Source organism: Amycolatopsis sp. CA-211722, from assembly GCF_056828465.1.
Genome location: NZ_CP184752.1, coordinates 202,554 through 221,173, shown reverse-complemented (window position 1 = coordinate 221,173; position 18,620 = coordinate 202,554). Strand labels below are relative to the sequence as shown.

The following is an 18,620-nucleotide window of genomic DNA, read 5'->3' as shown; positions in this document are numbered from 1 at the left end:
CGTGGACGAGAACACGACCAAGCCGCGCCGGGGTGAGCTGAGGATCTACCTCGGCGCGGCCCCGGGCGTCGGCAAGACCTACGCGATGCTCGGGGAGGCGCGCCGCCGCCTCGATCGGGGCACCGACGTGGTCATCGGCCTGGTCGAGACGCACGGCCGGAAGAAGACCGCGGAGCTCGTCGAAGGCCTGGAGATCGTGCCACGCCGCCGGTCGGCGCACCGGGACCGCGAGTTCGAGGAGATGGACCTCGACGCCCTGCTCGCCCGCGCCCCCGAGGTCGCCGTGGTCGACGAACTCGCGCACACCAACGTGCCGGGTTCGCGCAACGAGAAGCGCTGGCAGGACATCGACGAACTGCTCGCCGCTGGGATCGACGTCCTCTCCACGGTCAACGTGCAGCATCTGCAGAGCCTCAACGACGTCGTCGAGCGCATCACCGGCGTCACCCAGCAGGAGACGGTGCCCGACGAGGTCGTGCGGCGGGCCGAGCAGCTGGAGCTGGTCGACATCACCCCTGAAGCGCTCCGGCGGCGTCTGGCGCACGGCAACGTGTACCCGGCCGAGCGGATCGACGCGGCGCTGGGCAACTACTTCCGGCCCGGCAACCTCACCGCGCTGCGGGAGCTCGCGTTGCTGTGGGTCGCCGACCAGGTCGACGTCGCGCTGCAGCGGTACCGGGCCGAGCAGAAGATCACCGACACGTGGGAAGCCCGCGAACGGGTGGTCGTGTCCATCACCGGCGGTCCGGAGAGTGAGACGCTGATCCGCCGCGCGAGCCGCATCGCGAACCGCGCGGGGGCCGAACTGCAGGTGCTGCACATCCTGCGCGGCGACGGGCTCGCCGGAATGGGGCCGACTGCGGTCGGCAAATACCGGAAACTGGCCGAGGAGGTCGGCGCGACCTTTCACACCGTCGTCGGCGACGACGTGCCGACGGCGCTGCTCGACTTCGCGCGCGGGGTGAACGCGACCCAGCTGGTGGTCGGGACCTCGCGGCGGTCCCGTGTGGCGCGGCTGTTCGACGAGGGTATCGGTGCGGCCGTGGTCCAGCGGTCCGGCCCGATCGACGTCCACATGGTCACGCACGACGAAGCGGGCGGGCGGCTGCGCGCCCGCTTCGCCCGGAGCCCGTTGACGCCCTCGCGCCGCCTGACCGGATGGGTGCTTTCGCTGGTGCTGCCGGCGCTGGCGACGCTGTTCGGTGTCCTGTTGCGGGACCAGCTCGACTTCTCCACCGACGTGGTCGACTACGTCCTCGCGACGGTGCTGGTCGCGCTCGCGGGCGGGCTCGGCCCCGCGCTGCTCGCGGCGGTGGTCTCGGCCGGGCTGCTGAACTTCTTCTTCACCCCGCCGCTGTACAACCTGACTGTCCACGAGCCGCGCAACGTGATCACGCTGGTCGCGATGGTGCTGGTGGCGGTCCTCGTCGCGGCGGTCGTCGACACCGCCGCCCGGCGCGCGACGCAGGCCGCGCGGGCGCGGACCGAGGCGGCGCTGCTGGCGTCGTACGCGCGGACGGTGCTCACGCACGCCAACCCGATCGAGCGGCTGCTGGAGAAGGTCCGCGAGAACTTCGGCCTGACTTCGGTGACCCTGCTGGAAAAGCGGGACGGGAAGTGGAAACGGGTGGCGAGCGCCGGCACGGATCCGTGCGCCGACCCGGACCAGGCCGACGTCGATATCGCCGTCACCGCCGACGTCCACCTGACGCTGCGGGGCCGCGCGCTGCCCGCTTCGGACCGGGGAGTACTGGAAGCCGTCGCGGGACAGGCGTTGCTGGCCCTGCGGCAGCAGCGGACGGCGAAGGCGGCCATCCGGGCCGAGCGCAAGGCCGAGGCGACCGAACTCCGCACGGCGTTGCTGTCGGCCGTCGGCCACGACCTCCGGACGCCGCTGACGTCGATCAAGGCGTCCATCGGCAGCCTGCGCGCGACCGACATCTCACTGTCCGAATCCGACACCGACGAACTGCTCGAAGCGATCGAGGAATCGGCGGACCGGCTGGCCGGGCTGATCGACAACCTGCTCGACTCGTCCCGGCTGGCGACCGGCGCGGTACGCCCGCACCTGCGTCCGGTCGGCTACGACGAGGTGGTCTCGCACGCACTGTCCACTGTGGACAACTCGGCTTCGGTCGTGGTCGCGATCGACTCGCGGCTGCCGTCGGTGTGCGCCGATCCCGGCCTGCTGGAACGGGTCGTGGCGAACGTGATCGACAACGCGCTGCGGCACGGCTCGTCCGGCGAGCCGGTCTCGGCCCGCGCGAGCACACATTCCGAACACGTCGAACTGCGCATCGTCGACCACGGGCGCGGGCTCAAGAAGGGCACCGCGGACTCGGCGTTCGCGCCGTTCCAGCGGCTCGGGGGAGACCGGGACAGCGTGCCCGGCGTGGGACTGGGGCTGTCGGTCGCCAAGGGGTTCACCGAGGCGATGGGCGGGCGGATCCGGGCGGAGGACACGCCCGGCGGCGGGCTCACCGTCGTCATCTCACTGCCCGCATATGTTGGTCAGGATCCGGAAAAGAGCCTCCTCGCGTTCGATGACGAGGGCCTCGAGAACGAAGAGGAGGAGCGAGTGCGATGAGCGCAGACACCGCGTCGGCGACCGTGCTGGTCGTCGACGACGAACCGCAGATCGTGCGAGCCCTGCGGATCAACCTGTCCGCCCGCGGCTACAAGGTGATCACCGCGCACGACGGGACGGCCGCGCTGAAGGCCGTCGCCGAAACCAAACCCGACGTCGTCGTGCTCGACCTCGGCCTGCCCGACCTCGACGGCACCGAGGTGATCGCCGGGCTGCGCGGCTGGACGACCGTGCCGATCATCGTGCTGTCCGCGCGCGGCGATTCGGCCGACAAGGTGCAGGCCCTCGACGCCGGCGCCGACGACTACGTCACCAAACCCTTCGGCATGGACGAACTGCTGGCGCGCCTGCGGGCCGCCGTACGCCGCTCGGCTTCGTCCGGTGTGGACGGTGCGGACGCGGTGGTGGACACGGGATCCTTCCGGATCGACCTCGCGGCGAAGAAGGTGCGCCGGGACGGCAAGGAAGTACATCTCACCAAGACCGAATGGGGAGTGCTGGAACTGCTGGTGCGCAACCGCGGGCGTCTGGTGGCGCAGAAGCAGCTGCTGCACGAGGTGTGGGGGCCGACGTACGAGACCGAGTCGCACTACCTGCGGGTGTATCTGGCGCAGCTGCGGCGAAAGCTGGAACCGGAACCCTCGCGGCCGCGGCACCTGCTGACGGAACCGGGGATGGGGTACCGCTTCGAGTTGTGATCCCCTCGTGGTCCCGGGTGTCATGAAAGGGTCGTTCCTGACGTTTTTCGTCCTGAACGACCCTTTCATGACATCCGGACGTCACCCCCGAACGCTATGAACGGGCCGTTCCTGGCAAATTTGGCAAGGAACGTCCCGTTCATAGCGCGCGGTGAGGCTTACTGGGCGCTGCTCGTCGAAGTGTCCGTGCCGGAGGTGCTGGACTTGCCCGGCGAGGACTCCGGCGCGCCGCTGGAGCTGGAGCCGCCACCCGGCGTGCTCGACGGTGGATCCGTCGGGGTCGTCGAAGTCGGAGTGGTTGTCGTCGTCTTCGTCGGTGTTGGGGTCGAAGTCGGCGGCTTCGACGGGCCGGGATCAGGGTCCGGCCCCGGCCCGGGACCGGGATTCGGGTTCGGTGGCACGACCGGAGGCGGGGTGACGACGCTCGTCGTCTCCTTGCCGTCCGCGCCGACCGAGGTCACCGTGGTCGGCGGCGCCGTCGAGCTGGAGGGCGCGCCCGGCGTGGGCGAGCCGCTGACGGTCATCGGGCCGCCGGGCACGGCGTTGCCCGGGACCAGCTGGACGCCGGCGGGGGCGATGCCCTGTCCGCCGCCGGGGACGCCGGTGCCGCCCGCGGTGGCGGAGACGCCGGGACCCGCGAGTTCGGCGATCGCGGCGAAGGCCGTCGCCACCACGAGGCCGCTGACGCCGAGTACGGCGTAGCCGGCGCGGTTGAGCTTGCCGGTGGCGCCGCGCGGCGGTGCCACGGACACGCGTGCGCTCGAATCAGACCCGTCGGGACGGGGCATGTGCTGGCTCCTCGGATGGGGGACTTCGGGGAGTTCGGCTACCCGGGCGAGGTAGCCCAAAGCGGGGACCCGGCGCGGAGATTATCACCGCCGCATCACCGTCTGCGAACTACAGCGGACGTCGTGTTCACCCTCCGCGTTCATCCGCATGGTGCACGATAGGGGTCGTGAGTGAAGAAGTAACGCACATCAGGCTGACCGCGTGGGTGCACGGCCGGGTCCAGGGTGTCGGTTTCCGCTGGTGGACCCGCAGCAGGGCGCTTGAGCTGGGGCTCGTCGGCAGCGCGGCCAATCTGGCCGACGGACGTGTCGAGGTGATAGCGGAGGGTGTTCGTGAACACTGTGAGCGGTTTTTGGCGACCCTGCGCTCCGGGGAATCACCCGGAAGTGTGGATCACGTCGTCGAGCGGTGGTCGCCTGCGAAGGGCGGGCTTCGAGGGTTCGTGGAGCGCTGAAGCCCGGCGTCCCACGATCACCGTGAGCACACAGGTAGCCTGGGCCGATTGAGAGACCGGTTCCCGCAGCCAGAGGGGTCAGCACGACGTGCACCTGAAGAGCCTGACGCTCAAGGGCTTCAAGTCCTTCGCCTCGGCGACGACGTTGCGTTTCGAGCCGGGCATCACCTGCGTGGTCGGGCCGAACGGCTCCGGCAAGTCGAACGTCCTCGACGCGCTCCGCTGGGTCATGGGCACCCAGGGCGCGAAGGACCTGCGCGGCGGCAAGATGGAGGATGTCATCTTCGCCGGGACCGCCGGCCGCGCCCCTCTCGGGCGCGCCGAGGTCACCCTGACCATCGACAACGCCGACGGCGCGCTGCCCATCGAGTACTCCGAGGTCTCGATCACCCGCCGGATGTTCCGTGACGGCGCGAGCGAGTACGAGATCAACGGCGACCGCTGCCGCCTGATGGACGTGCAGGAACTGCTGTCGGACTCCGGTATCGGCCGCGAGATGCACGTCATCGTCGGGCAGGGGCAGCTTTCGGCGATCCTCGAATCGAAGCCCGAGGAGCGCCGCGCCTTCATCGAAGAGGCCGCGGGCGTCCTCAAGCACCGCAAGCGCAAGGAACAGACCCTGCGCAAGCTCGCGAACATGCAGGGCAACCTCGACCGCCTCGGCGACCTCACCACCGAGCTGCGCCGCCAGCTCAAACCGCTGGGCAAGCAGGCCGAGATCGCCCGCAAGGCGCAGTGGGTGCAGTCGGAACTGCGCGACGCGCGGCTGCGGCTGTTCGCCCACGACCTGGTCACCCAGCGCGAAGGCATCGCCAAGGAAGAGGCCGACGAGCGGGTCGCCCGCCAGCGCCGGGCCGAGGTCGAGCAGGCGCTGGAGATCGTCGCCGCCGAGGAGGCCGAGCTCGAAGCGTCGCTCGCCGAGGACGCGCCGAAGCTGGCCGCCGCGCAGGAGACCTGGTACAAGCTTTCCGCGCTGACCGAGCGGTTGCGCGGCACCGTGCGGCTCGCGCTGGAGCGTCAGCGGCATCTGTCGTCCGACGTGCAGCAGGCGAGCACCGGTCGCGACCCCGACGAGCTGCTCGCCGAGGCCGAGCAGGTCGCCGAACGGGAGCAGGAGCTCAACGAGGCCGTCGCCGAGGCCAGGATGGTGCTTTCGGAGACCGTCCAGCGGCGCGAGCAGCTCGAACACCTCGTCCAGGCCGCCGAGCGCGCGCATATGGCCGCCGTCCGCGCGATCGCCGACCGCCGGGAAGGGCTCGCGAAGCTCTCCGGCCAGGTCGAGGCGCTGCGCAGCAAGAACGGCGCCACCTCCGACGAGATCGACCGGCTCACCGTGTCGCTCGAAGAGGCCGCCGAGCGTGCGGAGATCGCCGTCGAGGAGCTCGAAGAGGCCAAGGCCGCGGGGGGTGTCGAGGAATCCGACGACTCCGATCTTCAGGCCCACCACGATCGCGCGGTGGAGGCCAACAACGCCGCCAAGGCCCGTGTCGAGGAGCTGGTCAAGGCCGAGCGGGCCGCCGAGCGCGAGATCGCGTCGGAGAAGGCGCGCGTCGAGGCGCTGTCGATGGGCCTGCGCCGCAAGGACGGGGCCGGCGCGCTGCTCGGCGCGCAGCACGAACTTCCGGGCCTGCTCGGTTCGGTCGCCGCGCTGCTCACCGTCGAAGCCGGACACGAGGTCGCGCTGGCCGCGGCGCTCGGCCCGGTCGCCGACGCGGTCGCGGTCAACGGCGGCGAAGACGCGCTCGCCGCGCTGAAGTTCTTGAAGGACAACGACTCCGGTCGCGCGGGCATTCTGCTCGGCGGCCTGGGGTCCACTGTGGACACGAGTGGCTGGCCGTCGCTGCCCAAGGGCGCGCGCTGGGCGCGTGAAGTGGTCACCGCGCCGTCCGCGTTGCGGTCCGCCGTCGAGCACGCGCTCGACCGGGTGGCCATTGTGGACGGTCTGGAGTCCGCACGCCGTCTCGTGGAGGTGTATCCCGAAGTCAGCACGGTCACGCCCGAGGGCGACGTCTTCGGCGCACGCTGGGCGGTCGGTGGTTCGGCGCGCAGCGAGAGCGTCATCGAGGTGCAGGCGGCGGTCGACGAGGCCGGCGACCGGCTGAGCGCCGCCGAGCGCGCGCTGGAACGCACCGCAGCGGAGCTCGAAGGCGCTCGCGCCGGGCAGGCCGCCCGGCGCGAAGAGGTCGGCAGGGCCAAGGAAGCGCTCGGGGACGCGAAGGTCCGCAAGGCGCGCTCGTCCGAGCGGCTGAACCGGATGCAGCAGGCCGCGCGCGCCGCCCAGGCCGAAATGGACCGGCTGAGCAACCAGCGCGCCAAGGTCGAGCAGAGCCGCGAAGAGGCACTGCGGCAGCTCGCCGAACTCGAAGAGCGGCTGGCCGCCGTCGCCGACCAGGAAGTCGACGAGGATCCGGACACCGCCGAACGCGACCAGGCAGCCGAAGACCTCGGCACGGTCCGCCAGGAGGAGATGGAGTCGCGGCTCGCCCTGCGCACCGCCGAGGAGCGCGCGCGGAGCATCCAGGGCAAGGCCGAATCGCTCCGCCGGGCCGCGCACGCCGAGCGGCAGGCCCGCGAACGAGCCGAAAAGTCCAGGGCCGCGCGGAAACGCGGCGCCGAGATCGCCAACGCGGTGGTCAACGGCGGCGAGATCGCGTTGGAGCGCATCGAGGTCTCCGTGCAGCGCGCCGCCCACGAACGGGACGAGGCGCAGGCGCAGCGGCAGTCGCGGGAGACCGCGCTGACGCAGGTGCGCAGCAAGGTCCGCGAGCTGACCGGCGAACTGGAGAAGCTCACCGACGCCGTCCACCGCGACGAGGTGCTGCGCGCCGAGCAGCGGCTACGGCTCGAACAGCTCGAAACCAAGATCGCCGAAGACTTCGGCATCGGCCTCGAGGACCTCGTCTCCGAGTACGGCCCGGAAGTCCCCGTGCCGCCGAGCGCGGGGGAGATGGCCGAGTACGAGGCCGCCAAGGAACGCGGCGAGGACGTCACCCCGCCGCCGCCCATGCCGTTCGACCGCGACACCCAGGCCCGCCGGGCGAAGCGCGCGGAGAAGGACCTGAGCCTGCTGGGCAAGGTCAACCCGCTGGCGCTGGAGGAGTTCGCGGCGCTGGAGGAGCGCTACAAGTTCCTCTCGACGCAGCTCGAAGACCTCAAGGACACCCGCAAGGACCTCGAAGCCGTCATCAAGCAGGTCGACGAGAAGATCCTCGAAGTCTTCGCGTCGGCCTACGAAGACGTCGCGCGCGAGTTCGAGACCGTGTTCAGCGTGCTGTTCCCGGGCGGCGAAGGGCGCATGGTGCTCACGCAGCCCAACGACCTGCTGTCCACCGGCGTCGACGTCGAAGCGCGCCCGCCGGGCAAGAAGGTCAAGCGGCTCTCGCTGCTCTCCGGTGGCGAGAAGTCGCTCGTCGCGGTCGGCATGCTGGTGGCGATCTTCCGCGCCAGGCCTTCGCCCTTCTACGTCATGGACGAGGTCGAGGCCGCGCTCGACGACACCAACATGCGCCGGCTGATCGGGCTGCTGGAGCAGCTGCGGGACTCTTCGCAGCTGATCATCATCACCCACCAGAAGCCGACCATGGAGATCGCGGACGCCCTGTACGGCGTTTCGATGCAGGGCGACGGCATCACGAAGGTGATCTCGCAGCGGCTCCGGACCTCCGAAGAGGAGCTCGTCACCTCGTGAGTGGTAAGGACGGTTCTAACCGTCCTTACCACTCACGAGGCCCTAGACGGGAGTGGACTCCTTCACGTCCGGTTCGGCCAGCGGGTCCACGCTTCCGTGCCGCAGCGAGAGCAACCCGCCCACGACGAGCGTGATCACCACACCGCACAGCGTGTACCAAGGCCACGCCAGCGCCACCGTGTTCCCCGACGCCTTGCTGAAGTCGACGCCGATCAGGCTGCCGTCCGGTTTGTCGAACTTGACGCCCAGGATGATGAACGCCATCACGATCACCGTCGACACGAACGCCACGATCGCGTCCGCCTGCCTCGCCCGCTTGAACAGCAGGCCCAGCAGGAACGCGCCGAGCAGCGCGCCGTAGGTGTACCCGGTGATGCCGAGCGCCTGCACCACGATCGGATCGGCCGAGGTCTTGTTGGAGGAGGCGAAGAAACCCGCGCACAGGATCAGCGCGCCCGCCCAGACGATCGTCCAGATCCGGCCGTGCTTGAGCCGGTCGGCTTCCGGGAGTTCCCGGCCGATCACCCGTTCGTAGACGTCGGTCACCGTCGACGAGGCCAGCGCGCCGAGCGACGAACTCAGTGCGGCGGCGAGGATCCCGGCGATCACGAACCCGGACAGCCCGCTCGGCAGATCGTTCACGATGAAGTTGGCGAACAGTTCGTCCTTGTTGGCCAGCCCGAGGCCTTCCGGCTTCGGCTTGGTCGGGGCGAGTCCGTTGTAGAGCGCCCACAGCAGCACGCCGATGAACAGGAACAGCGCGAACTGCAGGAACACCACGAAACCGCTGGCGACCAACGCCTTCCGGGCGGCACGCAGATCGTTGGTGGACTGCAGGCGCTGCACGATCAGCTGATCGGAGCCGTGCGAGGCCATCGAAAGCACCGCGCCGCCGATCAGGGCGGTGAAGAACGCGTACTGCCCGGTGAGCATGTTCGAGGAGAAGTCGAAGATCTGGAACTTGTTCGCGTCCACGGCCTTGCCGAACCAGCCGTCCGGCAGCCTGCTGGAGATCGCCCAGATCACCACGACCGCGCCGAGGATGTACCAGAGCATCTGGATCGCGTCGACCCAGACGACCGCGCGGACCCCGCCGAAGAAGCTGTAGAGCACCATCGCGATGCCGAGCCCGATGACGATCGTCCAGTACGAGACGTTCAGGCCGTAGGCCGCCATCACCACCTTGATCGGGATCGCGGTGGCGAACAGCCGGATCCCGTCGGCCAGCGTCCGGGTGAGCAGGAAGGTCACCGACGCGGTGCCCTGCAACCCGCTGCCGAAGCGTTTGCCAAGGAAGGCGTACGCGGTGACCAGATTGCCCGCCACGTAGCGCGGCAACAACACCATCGACACCACGATCCGGCCCGCGATGTAGCCGATCGCCAGCGCCAGATACGTCATGCCGCCGTCGCCGGGGGTGGCGATGTAGGCCACCGTCGGCACGGAGAGCACGGTGAGCGTGGACGTTTCCGCGGAGACGACCGAAAGGCAGGCCACCCACCAGGAGATCTTGCCTTCACCGACGAAGTAGTCGGAGCCGGATTTCTGTTTGCCGCCGATCCAGACGCCCAGCAGGGGCATGCCGACCAGAAAAAGCCCGATGATCGCGAGGTCAAGTGCGCGCATCCGTATCTCCTATCGCTCGCCGGTCTTCGCCGCTACCCGTAACCGGGTCACGGTTGAGCTGTGCGGGGCGGGGAGCCGCAGGGGGCCCGCGCCCGGGGTGATGCTGCCGAGCAACCGGTGGCCGCGGGCTCCGGTCGCCGACGGGAGATTCCCCGGGACGCCGGACCAGGTCAGCCAGCCGAGCAGAATGGTCAGGTATGCCTCTTTGCCCGCGCGCGGCAGCCCGTGGTCGTCGCTGGTCTTCAGCGCCGTACCCGGCAGGTTCCTGGTGAGCGCGGCCATCAGCGCCGGGTTGTCGGCGCCGCCGCCGGAGACGATCAGCGTGGCGATGTCGTGGCGGCGGCATTCCGCGGCGATCGTCACCGCGGTCAGTTCGGTCAGCGTCGCCAGGAGGTCTTCCGCGCCGACCGGCGGGAGCCCGTCGAGCGTCGCGTCGAGGTACGCACTGTGGAACAGCTCCTTGCCGGTGGATTTCGGTGGTGCCGCGGCGTAGTACGGGTCGAGCAGGAGCTTCGCAAGCAGGTCGGGCCGGACGGTGCCGCGCAGGGCGAGCGCTCCGTCGATGTCCGCGCGACGGCCCGTGGCGCGGTGCGCGGCGATGTCCATCAGCGCGTTGCCGGGGCCCGTGTCGTAGGCCAGGGCGTCACCCTCGGCGGGGACGACGGTGATGTTCGCGATCCCGCCGATGTTCAGCGCCGCGACCGGGCCGGAGGCGGCCATTTCCCGGAGCCACAACGCGTCCATGGTGCTGGCGAGCGGTGCGCCGTGCCCGCCGGCGGCGACGTCGCGGACGCGGAGGTCGGCCACCACCGGCAGTCCGGTGCGTTCGGCGATCCACGCCGGGTTGCCCAGTTGCAACGTGCCGCGCGCGGTGCCGTCTTCGACCCAGTGGAACACCGTCTGACCCAGCGAGGCGACGACGTCCGCCTCGCCACCGGCCAGTTCCTCGACGCCACGCACGGCCGCCTCGGCGAAGGCCTGGCCCACCAGGGTGTCGAGTTTCGTGAGCTGTTCGGCGTCGCAGGGATTCGGCGGGAGGGCGGCGAGCAAGGCATCGCGGAGCGTTTCGGGATAAGGGACTTCGAGCTGGCCGAGCGGCGAGAGCACCACCGTGTCCCCGTCGGCGCGCAGTTCGGCGGCCGCCACGTCGATCCCGTCGATCGACGTGCCGGAGATGAGCCCGATCACCCGGACCCCAGTGCCGGAGAAAACCGTCATTCGGAGTGGTTTATCCGTCGTTCCGGAGAGCGCGCAAGCCGGACCGTTTCTTCTTGTCCGAAATGAGTCCGATCCAGTGGGTGTTTGACAAGATCGGCTTCCTTCCCGTGGGGCGTCTGAGCGCGACGGGGTGCGGATGCGAGGATGGCGCCGTGTCGAGTACCCCCTGGTTCTGGATCGTTGTCGTTGCCGTCGTGGTCCTGGTCGCCGTTCTGGTGGCCGGGCTGCTCATCGCGCGCCGCCGCCGGATCAGCCTGGACGAGTCCAAGGCTGCCGACGTCGTCGAGAAGCCGAAGGGCGGCGGCTATACCGCCACCGGCGGGATCGCGCTCGCCCCTGGTGGAGAGACGACCGACGAACCCGAACACCCGGTCGAGGACCGTCCCGAGACCGAGGGCCAGCCCGCCGTCGGGGACGACGCGTCGGTGCCGAGGGATTCCGCGCAGCGCACGGTGCGCGACGTCGAACTCCCCGAACCCGCCGAGGCCCCTGAGGAAGTGGCCCCCGAGCCCGCTCCCGTAGAAGAGATCGCCCCGGCCACCGGCCGCCTGGAGCGGCTGCGCGGCAGGCTGGGCAAGTCCCGTTCGGTGTTCGGGCAGAGCCTGCTCGGCCTGCTGGGCGCCGGCGACCTGGACGAGGACTCGTGGCAGGACGTCGAGGACACGCTGCTCATGGCGGACCTGGGCGCCGCGACGACCACCGAGATCGTCGAACGTCTTCGTGACGAGCTGAAGCGCCGCGCCGTGCGGACCTCGGAGGAGGCGCGCGCGGTCTTGCAGGAGGTGCTGACCGCCGCCCTGTCGACCGACGCGGTGCGGGCCGTCCGCGCGCTGCCGCACACCGTCGACGGGAAGAAGCAGCCCGCCGTCGTGCTGGTCGCCGGGGTCAACGGCACCGGCAAGACCACCACCACCGGCAAACTCGCCCGCGTGCTCGTCGCGCAGGGGAGCACCGTGGTGCTCGGCGCGGCCGACACCTTCCGTGCCGCCGCGGCGGACCAGCTCCAGACGTGGGCCGAGCGCGTGGGCGCCGAGGTCGTGCGCGGCAAGGAAGGCGCGGACCCGGCGGCGGTCGCCTTCGACGCCGTCAAACGCGGCACCGAGGCGGGTGTGGACGCGGTCCTGGTCGACACCGCCGGCCGTCTGCACACCAAGACCGGCCTGATGGACGAGCTGGGCAAGGTCAAGCGAGTCGTCGAGAAGCAGGCGAAGGTCGACGAGGTGCTGCTGGTGCTCGACGCCACCACCGGGCAGAACGGGCTGATGCAGGCCCGCGTGTTCTCGGAGGTCATCGACGTCACCGGCATCGTGCTGACCAAACTGGACGGCACCGCGAAGGGCGGCATCGTCTTCCAGGTGCAGCGTGAACTGGGGGTGCCGGTGAAGCTGGTCGGCCTCGGTGAGGGGCCGGACGATCTGGCGCCGTTCGAGCCTGGCGCGTTCGTGGAGGCCCTGCTCAGCAGCTGACCACTGCTATGAACGGGCCGTTCCTTGCAAAATTTGCAAGGAACGGCCCGTTCATAGCACGCGTCAGGCCGTGGCAGGGACGTTCTCGTCCGGCGAAACCGGCGCGGTCTTCTTGTCCCGCATCACCAGGAACGCGACCACCGCCGCCGCCAGCACGCCGACCGCGCTCACCAGGAACGTCGTCGACATCGCCGAGGTGAACGACTCACGGGCCGCGGCGATGAGGCCGTCGTTACCGGTCGCGAAGGCGTCGCCGATCGAAAGCCGTGCCTGCGCCGGGGCGTCGCCGGGCATGTGCGAGGTGAACAGGCTCGAAACGATGCTGCCCAGGATCGCGATGCCGAGCGCGGCGCCCAGTTGCTGGATCGTGTCGTTGAGCGCGGAGCCGACCCCGGCCTGTTCCTCCGGGACCTCGCCCATCAGCGCCGCGATCGCCGACGGCATCGCCACCCCGCCGCCCGCGCCGAGCAGGAACAGCGCGGCCGCGGGCAACAGGAAGCCCTCGTTCGCCGACATCGTCGCGAGCAGGCCGAAGCCGCCCGCCATCACGATCATCCCGGCCGTGGTCAACGCCCGGTTGCCGATCTTCTGGCCCAGCGTGGCGCCGAGGGTGTTGAACAGCAGCGACGCGACGGCCATCGGGATGAACGCGAGACCCGCCTCGGTCGGGGTGTAGCCGAGCACGAACTGCAGGTACTGGGTCAGGAGCAGCAGCAGACCGCCGTTGCCGATCTGCACCAGCGTGAGCGACAGGCTGCCGCCGCTGAAGTTGCGCTTGCGGAACAGCTTCAGCGGGACCATCGGCGACGGCGTGTGCCGCTCCCAGAACACGAAGCCGGTCAGGCACACGATCGCGACCGCCAGCGGGATCAGGGTTCCGGCTTCGGCGAGGCCGTGCTTGGGCAGTTCGATGATCGTCCAGACCAGCGAGACCATGCCCGCCGCGGAAAGGACGGCGCCGAGCGGGTCCGGCTTCTGCCACGGGCCCTTGGACTCCGGCATCAGGGTGAGCGCGGCGATCACCGCGATGACGACGATCGGCACGTTGATCAGGAACACCGCGCCCCACCAGAACCACGCGATCAGCACACCACCCAGCACCGGGCCGCCGATCAGGCCGATCATCGCGACCGCGCTCCACGCCGCCATCGCCTTGCGGCGCTCTTCGTCGTCGAAGACGGTGATCAGGATCGACAGCGTGCTCGGCATGATCAGCGCGCCGCCGACCCCCATCACCGCGCGGGAAGCGATCAGTTCGAGCGGGTTCGTGGCGAACGCCGCGACGAGTGAGGCCACCCCGAACAGGAGGAGGCCGATGAGCATCACCTTCCGGCGCCCGAACCGGTCGCCGAGGCTGCCGGAGGTGAGCAGCAGCCCGGCGAACACCAGGATGTAGGAGTCCAGGATCCATTGCGTGTCCTGGGCGCTGGCGCCGAGATCTTCGGCCAGCGGCGGCACGGCGACGGTCAGCACCATGTTGTCGACGACCAGCACGAGCGTGCTCAGGCAAAGGACGATCAGGATCCACCAGCGGCGTGGATCGCGGATGGGCACGTTCATCGGGAAACCCCCAGAAGTGTTTGCGTACGGCGTTCGGTTGATGCGCACACTGTACGCATAGCCGAACGATGTACGCAACGGGGTACTTCGTGCGCTAGGGTGGGCGGCATGTCAGTCGATGAACAGCCGATCCAGTCGGTGTGGACCCGCCCTCGCCGGAAGCGGGATCAACCCGCGTTGAGCCAGGCGCAGATCGTGGCCGAGGCCGTCCGGCTCCTGGACGTCGAAGGTGTCGACGCGTTGAGCATGCGCAGGCTGGGCACCGCGCTGAACGCGGGCGCGACCTCGCTCTATCGGCACGTGGCCAACCGCGACGAGCTGATCGAGCTGGTCGTCGACGAGGTCTACGGCGAGATCACCGTGCCGGACGGCGATGATCCGGCGCGGTGGCGTGAAGCGGCCGTCGTGGGGGCGGAAAGTGTCCGCGCGATGATCCTGCGGCACCCGTGGGTGGCGTCACTGCTCGGTTCGGTCGGCCTGTCGTACCTCGGGCCGAACGTCATGCGGCTCAACGAGCGGCTGCTGGGTGTCTTCGTGAGCGCGGGCTTCCCCGGCGACGAGGCGAACCAGGCGATCAGCGCGGTCATCTCCTACGTCATCGGCATGGGGACGACGGAGGCGGCGTGGCTCACCACCGTCGCCAAGAGTGGCCAGAGTGAGCGCGAGTGGGCGGAGCGTCTGCGTCCCGCCGTCGAAGAGGCCGCGCGGGAACACCCGCACCAGCGGGAAATGCTGGCCAGCGGCGAGGATGAAGCCGATCCTGTCCGGCTTCGCGACGAGAAGTTCCGCTACGGGCTGGACAGGATGCTCGACGGTTTGGAGACCAGGCTCAAACGGTGACGCCGTCCTGCGAAAGGGTCGAGCCGAGCGAGGTCGCGATCCGCTGGACGACGGGCGCGATCCGCTCGACGGCCTCCATCGTGAGCCGCCCCGAAGGTCCGGACACCGAGACCGCCGCCGGCACCGGCGCGCCCGGGACCGCGACGGCCACGCAACGGACGCCCAGTTCCTGCTCCGCTTCGTCGAGCGCGTAACCCTGCTGGGCGATCTTCGCCAGTTCGCGCAGCAGCGCGTCCTCGTCGGTGAAGGTGTGCTCGGTGTAGGAGGGCATCCCCGTCCGGGCGAGCAGCGCCGTGACGTCTTCGGGCGGCAGATGCGCCAGCATCGCCTTGCCCACGCCGGTGCCGTGCGGCAGCAGCCGCCGCCCGACCTCGGTGAACATCCGCATCGAGTGCTTCGACGGAACCTGGGCGACGTACACGACCTCGTCCCGCTCCAGGACCGCGAGATTCGCGGTCTCGCCCACCTCGTCGACCAGTTCCGCGAGCAGCGGGCGCGCCCACGAGCCGAACTGCATGCTGGCGTTCTCACCCAGCCGGATGAGCCGGGCGCCCAGCGCGTACCGGCGGTTGGTGTTCTGCCGGACGTAGCCCAGATCCACCAGGGTCCTGATCAGCCGGTGGATGGTCGGCATCGGCAGCCCGGACAGAGTCGCCAGCTCCGAAAGACTGGCCTCCCCGCCCGTGTCCGCGAGATGCTCGAGGAGCTCGAAGGCCCGCTGAAGTGACTGGACGCCGCCATCGCGCCCGTTCTTCTCCGCTGCCACCGTGGTACTCCTTACGTCGGCGTTGATGTTCCGCTATGCAGAAACTATAGTCCGTCATGTAAAACCGTAGGGACGTTATTTATCCGAACTCGGGGTGTTACTCATGTCTGAAGCTCAGGTGCTCGGCGATCCGGTCGAGCGCGGGGACGAAATCCTCACGCCGGAGGCGCTCGCCTTCCTCGCCGGTCTGCACGAGGCCTTCGCCGCCCGCCGCGACGAGCTGCTGCAGGCCAGGAGCAAGCGCCGCGAGGAGGCCAGGACCACCGGCAAGCTGGACTTCCTGCCCGAGACCAAGGAGATCCGCGAGGGCGACTGGAAGGTGGCCGAAGCCCCGCCCGCCCTGCGCGATCGCCGCGTCGAGATCACCGGTCCGACCGACCGCAAGATGACCATCAACGCGCTGAACTCCGGCGCCAAGGTCTGGCTCGCCGACCTCGAAGACGCCAACACGCCGCACTGGGCGAACGTCGTCTCCGGCCAGGTCAACCTGTACGACGCGGTCCGCGAGACCATCACGCTGGAGAGCGGTGGCAAGAGCTACGCGCTGAAGGACGATGTCGAGCACGCGACCATCGTCGTCCGCCCGCGCGGCTGGCACCTCGACGAGCGCGGCCTTTCCTTTGGTGGACGTCAGGCCGTCGGCGCGCTGGTCGACTTCGGCCTGCACTTCTTCCACAACGCGCAGGAGCTGCTCAACCGCGGCAAGGGCCCGTACTTCTATCTGCCGAAGATGGAGAGCCACCTCGAAGCCCGGCTCTGGAACGACGTCTTCACCCACGCGGAGAAGACGCTCGGCATCGAGCACGGCACCGTCCGCGCGACCGTGCTGATCGAGACCATCCCGGCCGCGTTCGAGATGGAGGAGATCCTCTACGAACTGCGCGAGCACGCCTCCGGCCTGAATGCCGGCCGCTGGGACTACCTGTTCAGCGTGATCAAGTACTTCCGTGACGCGGGCGAGAAGTTCGTCCTGCCGGACCGCAACTCGGTCACCATGACCGCGCCGTTCATGCGCGCGTACACCGAACTGCTGGTGCGCACCTGCCACAAGCGCGGCGCGTTCGCGATCGGCGGGATGGCCGCGTTCATCCCGAACCGCAAGGACCCGGAGGTCACCGCCGCGGCGCTCGACAAGGTCCGCGCCGACAAGAGCCGCGAGGCGGGCGACGGCTTCGACGGTTCCTGGGTCGCGCACCCCGGCATGGTGGACATCTGCCGCGAGGAGTTCGACAAGGTCCTCGGCGACAAGCCGAACCAGCTCGACCGCACCCGCGACGAGGTGTCCGTCACCGCCGACCAGCTGCTCGACGCGGCTTCCACGCCGGGCGGTGCCACCGCGGCCGGTCTGCGCGCCGCCGTCGACGTCGGCATTCGCTACATCGCCTCCTGGCTGAGCGGGAACGGCGCGGCGGCCATCCACAACCTGATGGAGGACGCGGCCACCGCGGAGATCTCGCGTTCGCAGGTGTGGCAGTGGGTGCGCAACGGCACGCAGCTCGACACCGGCGACAAGGTCACCGCCGAACTGGTGCGCGGCGTGCTGGCCGAGGTCCGCGGCGAACTCGCCGCCGAGATCAAGCCGGAACTGCTGGAGCCCGCCGTCGAGCTGTTCGAGCAGGTCGCGCTCGCCGACGAGTTCCCGGACTTCCTGACCCTGCCCGCCTACGAACGGATCAAGTAGACAAATGGGGAACGGGCGGCTCACCGAGGACGTCTACACCGCCGCTGACGCGCGCCTCGCCGAGGCCGACGCGCGCGTCACGGCCAAGTACCCCGGCGAGCCGCCCGGCCGCCAGCCCGTGCACACCGTGTACGTGCCCGCGTCGCAGTACAAGACGCGGCTCGTGGCGGACTGGGGCAAGCAGGCGCTGAGGGTCTTCGGCGAGCACGCGGACCAGCTGGGCCTGGACGCGGACATCGCCGACCGGGTCCGGACCAAACTGCTGACCGAGCCGATCGAAGACCTGCGGATCGACTTCGAGGACGGCCTCGGCAGGCCCTCCGATGAGGAAGAGGACGCCGTCGCGCTCGCCGCGGGGCGGACCCTCGCCGTCACGGGCGGCACGCCGTTCGTCGGCATCCGGTTCAAGAGCTTCGAAGCCGCGACCCGCCGCCGTGGCATCCGCACGCTCGATCTCTTCCTGACCGGATTGCTGGAAAGCGGCCCGCTGCCGGACGGTTTCGTCGTCACACTGCCGAAGGTGACCGCCGTCGAACAGGTCGAGGTGGCGGCGGACGTCATGGAGCGTCTCGAATCCGCGTACGGCCTGGCAGAGGGCGCCTTGCGGTTCGAAGTACAGATCGAGACCGCGCAGTCCATTGTGGACATCGATGGAACGGTGGCGGTTCCGCGGATCATCGAAGCCGCGCGCGGCCGCTGTTCCGGCCTGCACTACGGCACCTACGACTACAGCGCCGGGCTCGGGATCAGCGCCGAGTACCAGAGCATGGAACACCCGGCCGCCGATTTCGCCAAGCAGCTCATGCAGGTTTCGGCCGCGGGCACCGGCGTCCGGCTTTCGGACGGCTCGACGAACAAACTGCCCGTCGGCGACGCGATCCTCCCGGCCTGGCGCGAACATCTGCGCTTGGTGCGGCGCTCGCTGGAGCGCGGTTTCTACCAGGGCTGGGATCTGCATCCGCATCAGCTGCCGACCCGGTTCGCCGCCACGTACGCGTTCTTCCGCGAAGGTTTCCCGGCTGCGCTGGGCCGGCTGCGGGATTACGCGGACCAGACCGGGCGTGGCGTGCTGGACGAACCGGCGACGGCGCAGGCTCTGGCGAGCTTCTTGTTGCGGGGGTTGGATTGCGGGGCCGTGGATGCGGGGGAGCTTTCGTTCTCCCGGGCGGAGCTGGACGGTTACGCGCGAAGGACCGCGTGACTCTCGGCGAGAATCTCGTCCAGTGAGCCGCGGGCGCGGATCCGGC

General features: G+C 69.7%; 13 protein-coding genes. 8 read left to right on the top strand and 5 right to left on the bottom strand.

The features are described from left to right. Position 1 precedes the first annotated feature (1 nt). Complete coding sequence (locus tag ACOCEP_RS01025; protein WP_482335307.1) at positions 2-2,587, top strand: DUF4118 domain-containing protein; 2,586 nt, start codon at positions 2-4, stop codon at positions 2,585-2,587. After that, positions 2,584-3,285 (top strand): response regulator, encoded by a 702-nt coding sequence (locus ACOCEP_RS01020; RefSeq protein WP_482335306.1) that lies wholly within the window; start codon positions 2,584-2,586, stop codon positions 3,283-3,285. Before ACOCEP_RS01025 ends, ACOCEP_RS01020 begins: the two co-directional genes overlap by 4 nt. A gap of 158 nt (positions 3,286-3,443) precedes the next feature. On the opposite strand, the gene ACOCEP_RS01015 is transcribed toward ACOCEP_RS01020, so the two are convergent. Continuing rightward, positions 3,444-4,037 carry a hypothetical protein gene (locus ACOCEP_RS01015; protein ID WP_482335305.1) on the bottom strand — a complete coding sequence of 198 codons (594 nt, stop codon included), beginning with the start codon at positions 4,035-4,037 and terminating at the stop codon, positions 3,444-3,446. 203 nt (positions 4,038-4,240) lie between these two features. Here ACOCEP_RS01015 and ACOCEP_RS01010 point away from each other — a divergent pair, with 203 nt between their 5' ends. Next, positions 4,241-4,528, top strand: coding sequence for an acylphosphatase (locus ACOCEP_RS01010; RefSeq protein ID WP_482335304.1), 288 nt, complete (start codon positions 4,241-4,243; stop codon positions 4,526-4,528). A gap of 88 nt (positions 4,529-4,616) precedes the next feature. After that, the gene (gene smc / locus ACOCEP_RS01005) at positions 4,617-8,216 is read left to right on the top strand and encodes a chromosome segregation protein SMC (protein WP_482335303.1); all 3,600 of its coding nucleotides are present in this window, start codon (positions 4,617-4,619) and stop codon (positions 8,214-8,216) included. 42 nt (positions 8,217-8,258) lie between these two features. Here the strand turns inward: smc and ACOCEP_RS01000 are convergent, their stop codons facing one another. After that, positions 8,259-9,842, bottom strand: coding sequence for a sodium:solute symporter (locus ACOCEP_RS01000; protein WP_482335302.1), 1,584 nt, complete (start codon positions 9,840-9,842; stop codon positions 8,259-8,261). 9 nt (positions 9,843-9,851) lie between these two features. Beyond that, on the bottom strand, positions 9,852-11,060 hold the full coding sequence (locus ACOCEP_RS00995) for an anhydro-N-acetylmuramic acid kinase (RefSeq protein WP_482335301.1): 1,209 nt from the start codon (positions 11,058-11,060) through the stop codon (positions 9,852-9,854). A gap of 152 nt (positions 11,061-11,212) precedes the next feature. Here ACOCEP_RS00995 and ftsY point away from each other — a divergent pair, with 152 nt between their 5' ends. Further along, positions 11,213-12,526 (top strand): signal recognition particle-docking protein FtsY, encoded by a 1,314-nt coding sequence (gene ftsY / locus ACOCEP_RS00990; RefSeq protein WP_482335300.1) that lies wholly within the window; start codon positions 11,213-11,215, stop codon positions 12,524-12,526. A gap of 63 nt (positions 12,527-12,589) precedes the next feature. Here the strand turns inward: ftsY and ACOCEP_RS00985 are convergent, their stop codons facing one another. Further along, complete coding sequence (locus tag ACOCEP_RS00985; RefSeq protein WP_482335299.1) at positions 12,590-14,086, bottom strand: MFS transporter; 1,497 nt, start codon at positions 14,084-14,086, stop codon at positions 12,590-12,592. A gap of 108 nt (positions 14,087-14,194) precedes the next feature. Between ACOCEP_RS00985 and ACOCEP_RS00980 the strand changes: the two genes are divergently transcribed. Then, positions 14,195-14,926, top strand: coding sequence for a TetR/AcrR family transcriptional regulator (locus tag ACOCEP_RS00980; RefSeq protein WP_482335298.1), 732 nt, complete (start codon positions 14,195-14,197; stop codon positions 14,924-14,926). Here the strand turns inward: ACOCEP_RS00980 and ACOCEP_RS00975 are convergent. Next, positions 14,916-15,692, bottom strand: coding sequence for an IclR family transcriptional regulator (locus ACOCEP_RS00975; RefSeq protein ID WP_482335297.1), 777 nt, complete (start codon positions 15,690-15,692; stop codon positions 14,916-14,918). The genes ACOCEP_RS00980 and ACOCEP_RS00975 overlap by 11 nt on opposite strands. Positions 15,693-15,795: 103 nt before the next feature. On the opposite strand from ACOCEP_RS00975, the gene aceB reads away from it, so the two are divergent. Both aceB and ACOCEP_RS00965 read left to right on the top strand, forming a co-directional pair. Further along, positions 15,796-17,373, top strand: coding sequence for a malate synthase A (gene aceB, locus ACOCEP_RS00970; protein ID WP_125736697.1), 1,578 nt, complete (start codon positions 15,796-15,798; stop codon positions 17,371-17,373). Between the two features lie 4 nt (positions 17,374-17,377). Further along, positions 17,378-18,574, top strand: coding sequence for a DUF6986 family protein (locus ACOCEP_RS00965; RefSeq protein ID WP_482335296.1), 1,197 nt, complete (start codon positions 17,378-17,380; stop codon positions 18,572-18,574). Positions 18,575-18,620: the final 46 nt, after the last annotated feature.

Bases quoted from the DNA above. Each gene is read 5' to 3' on its own strand.
- ACOCEP_RS00995 (WP_482335301.1), bottom strand. From the start codon at position 11,060: ATGACGGTTTTCTCCGGCACTGGGGTCCGGGTGATCGGGCTCATCTCC.
- aceB (WP_125736697.1), top strand. From the start codon at position 15,796: ATGTCTGAAGCTCAGGTGCTCGGCGATCCGGTCGAGCGCGGGGACGAA.
- ACOCEP_RS00980 (WP_482335298.1), top strand. From the start codon at position 14,195: ATGTCAGTCGATGAACAGCCGATCCAGTCGGTGTGGACCCGCCCTCGC.
- ACOCEP_RS01020 (WP_482335306.1), top strand. From the start codon at position 2,584: ATGAGCGCAGACACCGCGTCGGCGACCGTGCTGGTCGTCGACGACGAA.
- ACOCEP_RS00965 (WP_482335296.1), top strand. From the start codon at position 17,378: ATGGGGAACGGGCGGCTCACCGAGGACGTCTACACCGCCGCTGACGCG.
- ACOCEP_RS00985 (WP_482335299.1), bottom strand. From the start codon at position 14,086: ATGAACGTGCCCATCCGCGATCCACGCCGCTGGTGGATCCTGATCGTC.
- ACOCEP_RS01000 (WP_482335302.1), bottom strand. From the start codon at position 9,842: ATGCGCGCACTTGACCTCGCGATCATCGGGCTTTTTCTGGTCGGCATG.